Raw genomic sequence first — 12725 nt, 5'->3', positions numbered from 1 at the left:
CCCCCATTATCAAAAATCCACTTTAAATGCTGCTATTCGCTTGGTAACTTGCCACGCCATCCTTATATTACCAAGATTGCTATATAGTTAAATGTTTATACACCTAAGTCTTCACACCCATTTTCGGGCTAATCGTGCTGTATTGGCACTTGTTTTTATTTTTTATTGGATTTTATGAAACACAACCTCGAGGCGGGCACGGACTCTATCCGCACTCAATATATTCGAGTGTTCTTGATGGGTATTAGTGCATTCATAGTGAATACCACAGAATTTGTCCCTGTGGCCCTGTTAAGCGATATTGCCCAAGATTTTTCAATTACTACTGCAGAGACCGGTTGGATGCTAACGCTGTATGCATGGATTGTCGCTGCCATGTCATTACCGCTGATGCTGCTTACAGGTAAGCTTGAGCGCAAGCGCTTGCTATTGGCACTGTTCGCCGTATTTATTGCCAGCCATGCCTTGTCCGTTTTTGCGTGGAGTTTTCAAGTATTGCTGATCAGTCGCGTTGGTATTGCTTTATCACATGCGATATTTTGGTCGATTACAGCGGCGATAATACTCCGCGTTGCGCCTGAAGGTAAAAAGGCTCTAGCACTTAGTGTGCTTGCTACTGGTACGTCATTAGCGATGGTGCTGGGTGTTCCCTTAGGACGACTGATTGGTCAATGGTTTGGCTGGCGAGCTACCTTTGGCGGTATTGGGGTAATTGCCTTTGTGGTGTTTATTTTACAAGCCAAGCTGTTGCCAACATTGCCAAGTATGTTCGAGGGGTCTGCCAAAAAAGTTCCAGAATTACTTAAAAATCCATTATTGGTTGGTCTGTATCTGTTCTGCTTTTTGGTTTTTACGGCTCATTATTCCGCTTACTCTTATATCGAACCTTTTATGCGTCAGGTGGGCTCAATCAGTGAAAACTTGGCTACCTTCGTGCTACTGCTGTTCGGTGGGGCAGGATTGATTGGCAGTTTTATATTCAGTCGTTGGGGAGATAAATCTAATACGATGTTAATATTGGTATCGATAGTACTGATACTCCTGTCGCTGGTCACGCTATCGTTGGCAGTTACCTCAATATGGACGCTTAGCCTAAACTCATTACTATGGGGCGCAGCACTCATGCTGCTTATCATCTCCATTCAAGCGCGGGTCATTATGATTGATCTTAAGGCTCAAGATATGGTGATGTCGATGTTCTCTGGCGTTATTAACTTAGGCATTGGCACCGGTGCCTTGCTCGGTGGCTATGCCGTCACGCATATCTCGCTGTCGAGTGTGGGGTTCGTTGGTGCTGCTGTCGCTAGTGTAGCGCTGCTACTTATGATGTTTATGATAAAACGTTTTTCTGCATTACGTTAAGCGGAAAGGTTGAGCTTTTCATCGTCAAATACACTTAAAAATTAACCAAAAAAAGGACGCATAAGCATCCTTTTTTGTTTTTAACTGATGTTTTAAATTTTAATATTTTAAAAAGCGGGTTGGCGTTTAGGTACTGCGTTCAAGAACTCATTGCGTGCTTGGTTATCATGCACATATTCGCCTAGCATCGCCGTACTTCGAGTCGTTGAATGCTGCTTATTGACTCCGCGCATCATCATGCACATGTGAGCGGCATCCATCACCACGGCGACGCCACGACAACCAGTCACATCCATAATAGTTTGCGCTACTTGCTCGCTAAGGTTCTCTTGAATCTGCAAACGACGGGCAAACATATCGACGATTCGAGCAAATTTCGACAGCCCAAGTACTTGCCCGTTAGGCAGATAACCAATATGAGCAATACCGTGAAAGGGTAGCATATGGTGCTCACACAATGAATAAAATTCAATGTTCTGTACCAATACTAGCTCGCGATTGGTGGATGGAAATACCGCATCATTGACCACTTCATCTAAACTCTGATGATAGCCTTGGGTTAAATGCGCAAAGGCTTTTGCCGCGCGCATGGGGGTATCTCCAAGACCAGGACGTTCTAGATCTTCGCCAGTTGAGTTAATCAATTGACGATAGGACTCAATGTTTTGTTGATAATCTGAAGTTATTATTGGGGTATTACTCATAAGTTTGGCAGCCATCCAAAATGTGGGTATAGCTTAACGCTGAATCCTATTTTGTAAAGGATTTTGTGAGAAGAGTGCAAGCTGGGAGGGCTGTGATTATACTTGAAAGTTGCTCAATTTCATACTGATATAGAGAATTCTTAATGGTTTAATGACGCTTAACCTATAATTAATAGCCAATAGTTTACGACTGTTTACTTAATTTGATTCGTGTATAATAAGACATCTTTTCATTCCTCCATTCTGCAGCTTATCTCAATCAATGCTGCAGCGATTTTAATTATCACATCGAATCTATAAATTACATTCGATCGGTCAACAAGGACATATTATGCTACTTCAAGGACAACGTTTTGTCGTCACCGGCATTGCCAGCAAACTCTCTATCGCCTGGGCTATCGCCGAAGCATTGCACCGTGAAGGGGCATCTTTAATTCTAACCTATCCGAATGATAAGATTAAAAAACGGGTGGATATGGCAGCAGAAAAGTTCGAAGCGGACTTGGTACTTGAGTGTGATGTGGCCTCTGATGACTCTATTGCCACTTGCTTTGAGCAAGTCACTGCTCATTGGGGCGACGGTATTGATGGCGTGGTGCACGCGATTGGCTTTGCCCCGATGGATCAGCTTAATGGCGACTTCACCAGTGCCACTACTCGCGAAGGCAGTCAGATTGCCCATGATATCTCAAGCTATAGCTTTGTTGCTTTAGCAAAAGAGGCACGAGAGCTGCTGGCAATGCGTCATGGTTCTATGTTGACTTTGACTTATGAAGGTAGCATTTCTGTATTGCCAAATTACAACGTAATGGGCATGGCAAAAGCCAGTCTTGAGGCCAGCGTTCGTTACTTAGCAACTTCAATGGGCGGAGAAGGTATTCGCGTGAATGCTATCTCAGCCGGTCCTATTCGCACCCTTGCAGCGAGTGGCATTAAGTCATTCCGTAAAATGCTCGATATCAGTGAAAAAATTGCGCCATTACAGCGTAATATTAGCCAAATGGAAGTGGGTAATGCCGCGTTGTTCTTGTTGTCGCCATGGGCATCGGGTATTACTGGTGAAATTATGTTCGTCGATGCTGGTTTTAATACCGTTGCTATCAGTGAGCAGTTAATGATGCTGGATGAGCCAAAAGAGTAGTATAAATTATTCACTTAAACGGTTAATAGTGAGTGAATAGCTATGGATTTACCATTAACTAAGCACTGACGTTTAAGCGCTTGTTGTTATAGATATCAGGAAGGCAGCCAAAAGGCTGTCTTTTTTGGTTATACTATGGGCTTTTTTTGCTGACAAGCTCATAGGTGGCGGAATCATGATAACGAGACTTCCGAGTTGGATACTGTGGGGCGGGGCGGTGCTGGCCTTTAGCGCTGGCTGTGTCAATACCGCCGCATTGATGGGTTTTACCAATCTATCGGTCTCACATGTCACCGGTAACGTCAGCTTGTTTTCAGCAGCTGTGGCTCATTTTGATGGGCCCAGTATTTTATATATTGGCGCATCACTGTTAGCATTTTTGGCTGGGGCAATATTAAGTGGTTTTGTCATTGGTCAGACGTCATTAAAGCTGGGCAGACGTTACGGTAGCGCGTTGTATATTGAAGCGGCATTATTGCTCACCAGCTATTTTTTATATCAGCAGCACGATTACTTGGGACAATTAGCAGCGGCAATGGCTTGCGGGCTACAAAATGCGATGGTGGCAACTTATAGCGGGGCCGTGATTCGCACCACCCACCTAACTGGTTTGACCTCAGATATGGGCGCAGCTATTGGCAACTGGCTGGCGGGACGAACCATTAGTAAGCCAACCCTCGGCTTTCAAGCTATTATTTGGTACTGCTTTTGCGGTGGCGGGGCAGTAGGTGCATTCTTGTACGTGAGAGTCGGCTACGGAGCGCTATTTGTACCGATTGCTATTGTGTTGACAGCTGCTTTTATTTATAACTATGCCTCTGATAACCTACCAGAAAAGCGGCAGCCTAGACGCAAAAAGCGTTCATCAACTAGATAAACGCTTTTTGCGTTACTCGTATAAGTGTAAATACTCTATTTTTAAAGGTAGAGTACAGCTGGGCTATCATTAACGGCTACTTATCTTCTTCTTCATGATCTTCGTGCTCATGCATAGCCTGCATCATATCAAGAGCGCATTCATCAGTGCGTTGTTGGTCTTTTTCGGCAAGATCATCTTGATTGATATCCTTCGGTGCCATTTTGGTCGTTGAATCAATTTTATTGCGCGCCATAAGATACTCCAGTTTGTTGTTATCAGGTTTAATGTAGAGGTTTGTCAGTAGTCGTTCATAAGCCACTACTCATTAAAGTTGTTTTATTGAAGCTATATTTAAAGCTTATACTAAGTATGGAATAGCATTTTGGTCTTGTACAGGGAGCAATGAGGCTCATTTGGTATTGATATGTAATGAGCTCTCTGTTTAACTGACAGATTGAGAAATGAATACTTATCGCTGACTACTGATAAATTAATAACTATTTCTATATCAAGTGTACAGAAAAATCAAGTGTATAACAAAATTTTTGGCAGAAAAGCCTCTACTACGATAGCGATTTATTGGTGCCAAAGACAACTTTAGAGTGATCATTTACCGCTAAAACCTGCTATTTAATTTATATATTTTTCTATCCTTCTCTCTCAGCACAATCGCAATAAGGACACTTTATGTCAGAGCAAAAACTAGACAGCCATCTTCCCAATGGTGGCAATGAGTATTTATTTACCGACACCTTTCCGAAGGGGACGGGTAAAGGGTTGATAGTGGTTGCGATTGCCGCGATTATCAGTGTGATCATTTATAATGTGTTACCGTTCGATATCAATGCTAATAAAGGCTTAGCCTTGCTGTTTTTTATCGGTACGCTATGGCTGACCGAAGCGGTGCATGTGACCATCACGGCGCTGTTGGTAGTGATTGTGGGCGCGCTAATTAGCATACCAGACTTTGATGCCAAAATCGGTTTACAAAGCTTCGCCAGCCCCATCATTTATTTGTTCTTTGGGGGTTTTGCTTTAGCAGCGGCTTTGCACGTGCAGCAATTAGATAAGAAGATTGCGCTCAAGATTCTATCGATGTCAGGCGGTAAGCTTAGTACGGCGGTATTCTTGATATTTGGGGTAACTGCATTTTTATCAATGTGGATATCGAATACGGCTACTGCTGCAATGATGTTGCCGTTAGCACTGGGTATCTTAACGCAAGTTGACCGCGAAAAAGACCGTGGCACTTTTGTGTTCGTGCTATTGGGTATCGCTTATTCTGCTAGCCTAGGTGGTTTAGGGACTATCGTTGGTTCACCGCCTAATGCGATTGCTGCTAAGGCACTTGATATCGCTTTTATTGATTGGATGAAGTTTGGTGTTCCGATTATGTTGGTGCTGCTGCCAGTCATAATAGGCGCTATGTATTTAGTTCTTAAGCCCAACCTTAATCGTAAAGTGACGCTTGCTCAAGATGAGGCTATTGCATGGACAAAGCCGCGCATAGTGACGATTATTGTCTTTATTGTGACAGCGCTGAGCTGGATATTTTCCAAAAAAATCGGTGCGGCATTTGATATTACAGATACTGATGCGGTTATCGCGCTTTCAGCCGCCGCCGCTGTGGTGAGCTTAGGCTTAGTGTCATGGAAAGAAGTTTCTGATAATACCGATTGGGGCGTACTCATGCTGTTTGGTGGTGGTATCGCCTTGTCAACAGTGTTAAAAGTCTCAGGCGCATCGCTGGTACTAGGTATGACGGTTGCAAATGCCTTGTCTGCTGCACCGATTATCGTGGTTATGATTGCCGTATCGGGCTTTATTATTTTCTTGACCGAGTTTGCCTCAAATACAGCCTCAGCCGCCTTGTTAGTACCGGTGTTTGCTGCTATCGCTGAGCAAATGGGCTTGCCAACAGAAGTGTTAGTCTTGGTCATTGGTATCGGTGCATCGTGTGCCTTTATGCTGCCTGTCGCCACACCGCCAAATGCGATTGTCTTTGGTACTGGCCTTATTAAGCAGTCAGAGATGATACGTGTCGGCGTTATTCTTAATATCATTTGTACGGTTATAGTTGGGCTATGGGCGTATTTCTTCTTACTGTAGTATTGCAGCCATAAATATAAAAACCCGATGTCTGTACAGTAGCTGGACATCGGGTTTTTTATGCAAAAACGAGAGCAAGTAAAACGGTTTTAATTAAAAACTATCCAGCATAATCAACCCAAATCCAACCATTCTCTAACCATTCCATCGCCTCGTCGAGGTCAATCCCTTCCATGTCATCAAGGGTCAAATGCGCGCCGTTCGCTAAGCGCAGCAATAGTGCTGTTGCCGTATCGTCGAGCCCATCGAGCCGCTGACCATTGGCGTATAGAGTTATACCTTCATTCGTTTGGTTGTACAGTAAGCGGTTGCTATAGTCTGCTTGTAGCGTGGCGCCATTAGTTAAAGCTGCTATCATCTCATCGGTATTCACTGTCTCTTCAGGTATGAGGACATCATATTGACGCTTGCTCACCACTTCACATACCGCTTCGCGGATAATATCAGCACCGCGGTCCGACTGTAGTAATTGTAATAATTGCTGAGTGATGGCATCAATACTTTCAGTCTGTAACTCACCTGAAGCTTGCGGCTCTTGCGGCAAAATCATTGGTATAAACAAGGTGCTATCATTAGTGGCCACATCAGCAAGGCTATCGATAACTTGCATCAGATTAGGACGACGGCAGCCGAAAGAGAAGGTCAGACAGTCATCTTGTGCCAGTCCGAAATGAGACAGTTTAGGTGGTACATACAGCACATCACCGGCCTCTAAAATTTCATCAAAGATAATCTCACCCATATCATCAAAAATACGAATCGGCTCGCCTTCGACAAACTCAGTCTGTTCATCACAAAATTTGCCTAGTTGCCAACGGCGCTGTCCATAGCCTTGCGCTAAGAATACATCATAATCGTCATAATGCTTACCAACTGAGCCGCCTTTAGGTGCATATGAGACCATAATATCATCACGTTGCCACTGTGGAATAAAGTCAAAAGCCTGCCATAACTGACCCAGCTCAGGCGACCACTGTTCTAAATTTTGTACCAATACCGTCCACTGCTCAGGTAAATTATCGAAGTCAGTTTCGGCCAATGGATTTTTTTTAAGTTGCCATTGCGGCGTATCGGTTTGTTTGTTTGGTGACTGGGTAATCAGTCTAGCCGTAGCGTCTTCATCTAATGCTAAGCCCAAAATATCATCCGGCTCAAACATACCGATAAGCTGGGGTAAGCCTTGCTTGATTAGTAGCGGCTTTTTTTGCCAGTAGTTGCGTAAAAATTGTTCTAGTGTTATGGAATCAGGTAAGCAAAGTTCGAGAGCGGTCATTGATAAATCCATGGCATTTAATTGGTTTGAAACTTTAATTGTTTTAAGATAAAGATTAAGTTTGCTTTAGAAAAATAATTTAATCGTTTATGATTGCCAGCTATTTAATGACTGATATTAAGTCAGCCAAACAATCATAGGAATTTTATGAAAAAGCTATCCCTTATCGCGCTACTTGCCAGCATATTTTTACTACAAGCCTGTGTGCACAAAATTGTTACTGTACCTGTCAAAGTTGCCTACAAAACTACTAAAGGCGTGGTCAAAGGCACCGCCGCAGTTACCAAAGCCATCATACCTGGCGGCGATGAAGACGATAATGAAGGCAAAAGGAATAAGAAGAATAAAAAATAAAACCTTACCCACCTACTATGTTTCAAAGGTAAACCATAGTATTAAGAATAAGGTTATAGATTAGAGTGACATAAATTAGTATTTGTTAGTAATTAAATTATGTCATTTATTTATTAAGCCTGTTATTTATTAAGCTTGGCAATCCAATCCTTGATAGAGTGCGCTTGTTCAGCCGCATTACCAATGTACGTGGCAGGTGTCATTTCACGTAAGCGCGCTTTATCGCTATCGCTAACCGCAGACAGCTCATCGCTTTCAACGAAAGTCAGCATCGCCTCACGGGTCATGGCGTTACCGCGAGTTAGGGCTTTAAGTTTCTCGTAAGGGTTTTCAACACGGTAGCGGCGCATGACGGTTTGAATTGGCTCAGCCAATACTTCTTGCGCATTATCTAAGTCATCATTCAAGCGCTGTGCATTCAATTCAAGTTTGCTGACGCCTTTTAAACACGCATCATAGGCAATCATGCTTTGTGCCAGACCGACACCGATATTACGCAATACAGTTGAGTCTGATAGATCACGCTGCATACGTGAAATCGGTAGCTTTTCACCCAAATGCGCGAGCATGGCATTAGCAACACCAAGGTTACCTTCTGAGTTTTCAAAGTCAATCGGGTTAACTTTATGCGGCATGGTAGAAGAACCAACTTCACCCTCTTTTAGGCGCTGCTTAAAATAGCCTAAGCTAATATATTGCCAAATGTCACGGTTAAAATCGAGAAGTATAGTATTAAAACGTTTGACAGCATCGAACAACTCAGCGATATAGTCATGTGGCTCAATCTGTGTGGTATAAGGGTTAAAGGTTAGCTCAAGACGCTCGTCAATGAACTGCTCCGCATGTGATTGCCAATCAACATCAGGATACGCTGTATAGTGAGCATTATAGTTACCAACTGCGCCATTGATTTTACCTAATAGCTCAACTTGACTAACTTGTTTAATTTGACGAGCAAGGCGATAGGCAACGTTAGCCATCTCTTTACCGAGGGTCGTTGGACTGGCCGTTTGACCATGGGTACGTGACAACATCGGCTGGTCCGCGTGGGTAATCGCCAAATCAACAATGCTATCTGTCACTTGCTGCATTTTATCGAGTACGATTGCTCGGCTATCTTTTAGCATCAAGGCATAAGATAGATTGTTAATATCTTCACTGGTACAGGCGAAATGAATAAATTCTAGTGAATCATTTAAAGCAGCCTGACCACGGAATTTATCTTTGATAAAATACTCAACCGCTTTCACATCATGATTGGTTGTCGCTTCGATATCTTTAATCGCTTGCGCATCGCTTTCACTAAAGTTAACAACGATAGCGTTTAAAAATGCATTGGTATCTGTATCAAATGCTGCTAGTTCACCAATTGCATCATTATCAGCCAATGACTGTAACCAGCGGATTTCAACCGTGACACGGGCTTTAATCAGACCGAATTCAGACAGATAAGGGCGCAAGCTGTCAGCTTTCGATGCGTAGCGACCATCAATCGGGGATAGGGCGGTAAGTTGACTCATAGCAATACCTCAAGTGGTTATCAGGAGTGAAAGAACTTAAAAAATAAAACAGCATTTGAAAATTAAGAAAAACCGAAAATGGTGTTAAAATCCGCATGGCGCATCAATAGACGCGATTACGCCGCCTCCCAAGCAGACCTCATTAATATAAAATACCGCCGACTGACCAGGGGTGACTGCGCGTTGTGGTTCATCAAATACCACTCGTACTTCACTACCGTCCTTGTTAGTAGCGGTGACGATGCAAGCTTGATCTGGTTGACGATAGCGCACTTTTGCCATACAGCTCAAACCTTCAGTGCTGAAAATATCAACAGGCGGCAAGCCATCGACCCAATCAAGCTTATAAGCGTGCAACTCTGTACTCATCAGCATTGGATGCTCATGTCCTTGACCGACGATCAGACGATTTTTATCTAAGTCTTTTGCCAATACAAACCAAGGTTCTTCGGGACGGTCTTTAACACCGCCGATACCAATACCGCCGCGTTGGCCTAAGGTATAATACATTAACCCGTCATGAGTTCCGATAATCTTATTATCGTCAGTCAAAATATTGCCCTTTTGGGCGGGCAGGTACTGTTGTAAGAAGTCTTTAAAGCGTCGCTCACCAATAAAGCAAATGCCGGTAGAGTCTTTTTTATTTGCTGTGATGAGGTCGTATTCTTCAGCAATTTGACGGACGACTGGTTTTTCAAGCTCACCAACTGGAAATAGAGTCTTAGTAAGTTTGTCGCCACCTACCGCGTGTAAAAAGTAGCTTTGGTCCTTATTATTATCCAAACCGCGTAATAATTGGGCCACGCATATGCCATCAGCATTAGTATAGTTGACACTCCGGCGCGTATAGTGACCGGTGGCAATATAGTCGGCACCAAGGGTTAAAGCATAATCTAAAAATGCTTTAAATTTAATTTCTTTATTGCATAAAATATCAGGATTGGGCGTACGACCCGCTTTATATTCCGCTAAAAAGTGCTCAAAGACGCGATCCCAATATTCCATCGCAAAGTTGGCAGTATGCAGCTTGATACCAATTTTATCACATACTGATTGTGCATCAGCTAAGTCATCCATCGCCGTACAGTATTCGGTACCGTCATCTTCTTCCCAGTTTTTCATGAAAAGACCTTCGACCACAAAGCCTGCTTGCTGGAGCAAGACAGCGGACACGGAGGAATCGACCCCACCTGACATACCAACAATCACCCGCGTAGTGGCCGGATTATCAATATCGGTAAGGGTTAAGGCGCGATGGGCGTTAAAAGAGTGTGGAACTGGCGTGGCTGGTGTATCTGGCATGGTTGACATAGCTAACATAACAAAGCGCTCAACAACTTATGGTAAAGTAAGCGTCATATTATAACAGCTAATTGAAACCGGTGGCGACTTGCGCCGTCTAACCACGCTCAAAACTCGCATAATAATCATTGATAGACTTTCATTGATAGACCTTGGAATAATTGTTTTAGAGTTTTTCACTTCACCTTTAATAGCTTTTGGAATAATCATGATAAAAATTGGTCAAGGTATCGACGTTCACGCTTTTCATAATACGGGCGAGCAGCAGCAATATGTTGTGCTGGCAGGCGTGCCCATTGAGCATAGTCATAGCTTGCTTGCGCATTCTGATGGCGATGTGGTACTCCATGCCCTTGCGGATGCCTTGCTTGGCGCCTTAGCGCTTGGCGATATTGGTCAGCATTTCCCAGATACTGACGAGGCGAATGCCGGTCTTGATTCTCGAGTTTTGCTGCGCTATGTGTATGATAAAGTTCAAATAGCCGGTTACGCGCTTGGCAATGCTGATATCACCGTGATGTGTGAACGCCCAAAACTTGCTCCCTATAACCAGGCCATGCGTGACAATATCGCCAGCGATTTGCAAACGGCGGTCAGTAATGTCAGTATCAAGGCCACCACCACTGAAAAGCTAGGCTTTACCGGTCGGCAAGAGGGCATCATGGCCAATGCCGTGGTATTATTAGTGCCCGGTATTTAGTATGCAATTCTTGAAAATTTAATTTTAGATAAGAAATATAGAATTAAGCACATTATTAGTGCTTGTAATAAGGCGGCTGTTGCCCCATCTAGCAGCCACCTGTACATTTTAATATTTAATATAACCATCATTTAATACCATTAATATAACCACTGCCTAATGCATAGGAGCTTTTATGACTGAGCAAACCCCAAATACCGCTGCGAACGATGTTGAACAGCTGATTCGTGACCAAATCAAAGACAACAAAGTTATTCTTTATATGAAAGGCACACCGCAATTTCCGCAGTGTGGCTTTTCAGCGCGCTCTATCGAAGTATTGACACAAATTGGTCGTCCATTTGCATTTGTTAATATTTTAGAAAATCCAGAAATCCGTACGACCTTGCCAAAGGTTGCTAACTGGCCAACGTTTCCACAGCTATGGATTGATGGCGAATTGATGGGCGGCTCAGACATCATTTTACAAATGTATCAATCAGGCGAGCTAAAGCCATTGGTTGAATCAAATAGCCCAGCCGCTTAGTATTTAGACTTATTTATTCAGATATATGTGGTTTTCAAATAAATATATTTTTAGTCTAAAAAACAGGTAAGCCCGAGGAGTCTATTAAAATAGACTCCTCGGGCTTTTTATTGTCTTGGCAATTTATTGTTTTCACAGCTTTTAACCCCATATAGTGCTCAAGACCAATACCGTATTCATGCAAAATAAATAATAAGAGAGATCTATGAATAATCAATCAACTGAGCCACAAGCCGTTAATCAAGAAGAGCTTGAGCAGCAAGCAATTGAGCAGCGCCGTGAACACTTAAAAAAAGAGTCGACACGTATTATTGATATTGCCAATAACGAGCCGAATTCAGCTTTGAAGTGTATTCATCAGCTCAGTGTGGCAGGCGGCGCGACCGAGGGTACTTATATTGCAATCGAGCAGCGCATTGTTGCTGATCAAGATGCAGCAGGGGCTTATCATTTAGCATTACTGGCACAAAATACACCAGATTTACCGATCGACGCCCGTCAGCTTATCGAACTGGTGGTTAATAAGGGCGATAATCAGCAGCGCATAGCATTACTTAAAAATCTGCCATTACCGCCTGTCGATATGATTAAAGAGCAGATTCTAGCCAGTGATGATGGTGATGCGATTGGGGAGATGAATGCTTATCTGCAAATCAATCCTGAAGGTTATGGTAGCCAGCATATGCTTGCCAGTGGTCAATCGGATCGTATTGTACCGCTCAGCCCGAGCAACAATATGAATGATGGTAACGACTATTGAATAGTATATTCAATATAACAATAGCGTTAAACGCCTACTAGGGTCTGTATAGAATTAGGGAATAGTTGAAAAAAATAAGCAACGCCTTAAACTCTTGTTTACCACAACAAAGAGA

Annotated in this window: 13 protein-coding genes; 8 read left to right on the top strand and 5 right to left on the bottom strand. The window is 43.2% G+C overall.

The window, feature by feature from the left end; all coding sequences use genetic code 11:
• The first annotated feature begins 174 nt into the window (after positions 1-174).
• Positions 175-1362 carry a sugar transporter gene (locus tag JMY06_RS05880; RefSeq protein ID WP_201617100.1) on the top strand — a complete coding sequence of 396 codons (1188 nt, stop codon included), beginning with the start codon at positions 175-177 and terminating at the stop codon, positions 1360-1362.
• Positions 1363-1469: 107 nt separating this feature from the next.
• Here the strand turns inward: JMY06_RS05880 and folE are convergent, their stop codons facing one another.
• Positions 1470-2066: a GTP cyclohydrolase I FolE gene (gene folE / locus JMY06_RS05875; RefSeq protein ID WP_201526025.1), complete on the bottom strand. Its 597-nt coding sequence runs from the start codon at positions 2064-2066 to the stop codon at positions 1470-1472.
• 331 nt (positions 2067-2397) lie between these two features.
• Between folE and JMY06_RS05870 the strand changes: the two genes are divergently transcribed.
• Both JMY06_RS05870 and JMY06_RS05865 read left to right on the top strand, forming a co-directional pair.
• Positions 2398-3207, top strand: a complete 810-nt coding sequence (locus JMY06_RS05870; protein ID WP_201526026.1) for an enoyl-ACP reductase — start codon at positions 2398-2400, stop codon at positions 3205-3207.
• Between the two features lie 175 nt (positions 3208-3382).
• A complete protein-coding gene (locus tag JMY06_RS05865; protein ID WP_201526027.1) occupies positions 3383-4084 on the top strand; it encodes a YoaK family protein in 702 nt (233 codons plus the stop codon).
• Positions 4085-4160: 76 nt separating this feature from the next.
• On the opposite strand, the gene JMY06_RS05860 is transcribed toward JMY06_RS05865, so the two are convergent.
• Entirely contained in the window at positions 4161-4319 is a 159-nt protein-coding gene (locus JMY06_RS05860) for a hypothetical protein (protein WP_201526028.1), read from the bottom strand.
• Positions 4320-4753: 434 nt separating this feature from the next.
• Here JMY06_RS05860 and JMY06_RS05855 point away from each other — a divergent pair, with 434 nt between their 5' ends.
• Positions 4754-6175, top strand: coding sequence for an SLC13 family permease (locus tag JMY06_RS05855; protein WP_201526029.1), 1422 nt, complete (start codon positions 4754-4756; stop codon positions 6173-6175).
• A 100-nt stretch (positions 6176-6275) separates the two neighbouring features.
• On the opposite strand, the gene JMY06_RS05850 is transcribed toward JMY06_RS05855, so the two are convergent.
• The gene (locus JMY06_RS05850) at positions 6276-7448 is read right to left on the bottom strand and encodes a cupin domain-containing protein (protein WP_201617098.1); all 1173 of its coding nucleotides are present in this window, start codon (positions 7446-7448) and stop codon (positions 6276-6278) included.
• A gap of 147 nt (positions 7449-7595) precedes the next feature.
• Here JMY06_RS05850 and JMY06_RS05845 point away from each other — a divergent pair, with 147 nt between their 5' ends.
• Positions 7596-7802 carry an NF038104 family lipoprotein gene (locus tag JMY06_RS05845; RefSeq protein ID WP_201617096.1) on the top strand — a complete coding sequence of 69 codons (207 nt, stop codon included), beginning with the start codon at positions 7596-7598 and terminating at the stop codon, positions 7800-7802.
• Positions 7803-7924: 122 nt separating this feature from the next.
• Here the strand turns inward: JMY06_RS05845 and purB are convergent, their stop codons facing one another.
• Together purB and mnmA are read right to left on the bottom strand one after the other, a co-directional pair.
• Positions 7925-9322 carry an adenylosuccinate lyase gene (purB, locus tag JMY06_RS05840; RefSeq protein ID WP_201617094.1) on the bottom strand — a complete coding sequence of 466 codons (1398 nt, stop codon included), beginning with the start codon at positions 9320-9322 and terminating at the stop codon, positions 7925-7927.
• An 84-nt stretch (positions 9323-9406) separates the two neighbouring features.
• Positions 9407-10633, bottom strand: coding sequence for a tRNA 2-thiouridine(34) synthase MnmA (mnmA, locus tag JMY06_RS05835; protein WP_227672205.1), 1227 nt, complete (start codon positions 10631-10633; stop codon positions 9407-9409).
• 199 nt (positions 10634-10832) lie between these two features.
• On the opposite strand from mnmA, the gene ispF reads away from it, so the two are divergent.
• From ispF to JMY06_RS05820, 3 genes are all read left to right on the top strand, one after another.
• Complete coding sequence (ispF, locus tag JMY06_RS05830) at positions 10833-11324, top strand: 2-C-methyl-D-erythritol 2,4-cyclodiphosphate synthase (protein WP_201617092.1); 492 nt, start codon at positions 10833-10835, stop codon at positions 11322-11324.
• A gap of 175 nt (positions 11325-11499) precedes the next feature.
• Entirely contained in the window at positions 11500-11850 is a 351-nt protein-coding gene (gene grxD, locus JMY06_RS05825; protein ID WP_201617090.1) for a Grx4 family monothiol glutaredoxin, read from the top strand.
• Between the two features lie 205 nt (positions 11851-12055).
• Positions 12056-12610, top strand: a complete 555-nt coding sequence (locus JMY06_RS05820; RefSeq protein ID WP_201617088.1) for a hypothetical protein — start codon at positions 12056-12058, stop codon at positions 12608-12610.
• The last annotated feature ends 115 nt before the right edge of the window (positions 12611-12725 follow it).

The organism is Psychrobacter urativorans (assembly GCF_904846675.1).
GTDB classification, from domain to species: domain Bacteria; phylum Pseudomonadota; class Gammaproteobacteria; order Pseudomonadales; family Moraxellaceae; genus Psychrobacter; species Psychrobacter urativorans_B.
This window is presented reverse-complemented; position numbering and strand designations above follow the sequence as displayed.

Bases quoted from the DNA above. Each gene is read 5' to 3' on its own strand.
- JMY06_RS05880 (WP_201617100.1), top strand. From the start codon at position 175: ATGAAACACAACCTCGAGGCGGGCACGGACTCTATCCGCACTCAATAT.
- folE (WP_201526025.1), bottom strand. From the start codon at position 2,066: ATGAGTAATACCCCAATAATAACTTCAGATTATCAACAAAACATTGAG.
- JMY06_RS05870 (WP_201526026.1), top strand. From the start codon at position 2,398: ATGCTACTTCAAGGACAACGTTTTGTCGTCACCGGCATTGCCAGCAAA.
- JMY06_RS05865 (WP_201526027.1), top strand. From the start codon at position 3,383: ATGATAACGAGACTTCCGAGTTGGATACTGTGGGGCGGGGCGGTGCTG.
- JMY06_RS05860 (WP_201526028.1), bottom strand. From the start codon at position 4,319: ATGGCGCGCAATAAAATTGATTCAACGACCAAAATGGCACCGAAGGAT.
- JMY06_RS05855 (WP_201526029.1), top strand. From the start codon at position 4,754: ATGTCAGAGCAAAAACTAGACAGCCATCTTCCCAATGGTGGCAATGAG.
- JMY06_RS05850 (WP_201617098.1), bottom strand. From the start codon at position 7,448: ATGACCGCTCTCGAACTTTGCTTACCTGATTCCATAACACTAGAACAA.
- JMY06_RS05845 (WP_201617096.1), top strand. From the start codon at position 7,596: ATGAAAAAGCTATCCCTTATCGCGCTACTTGCCAGCATATTTTTACTA.
- purB (WP_201617094.1), bottom strand. From the start codon at position 9,322: ATGAGTCAACTTACCGCCCTATCCCCGATTGATGGTCGCTACGCATCG.
- mnmA (WP_227672205.1), bottom strand. From the start codon at position 10,633: ATGTCAACCATGCCAGATACACCAGCCACGCCAGTTCCACACTCTTTT.
- ispF (WP_201617092.1), top strand. From the start codon at position 10,833: ATGATAAAAATTGGTCAAGGTATCGACGTTCACGCTTTTCATAATACG.
- grxD (WP_201617090.1), top strand. From the start codon at position 11,500: ATGACTGAGCAAACCCCAAATACCGCTGCGAACGATGTTGAACAGCTG.
- JMY06_RS05820 (WP_201617088.1), top strand. From the start codon at position 12,056: ATGAATAATCAATCAACTGAGCCACAAGCCGTTAATCAAGAAGAGCTT.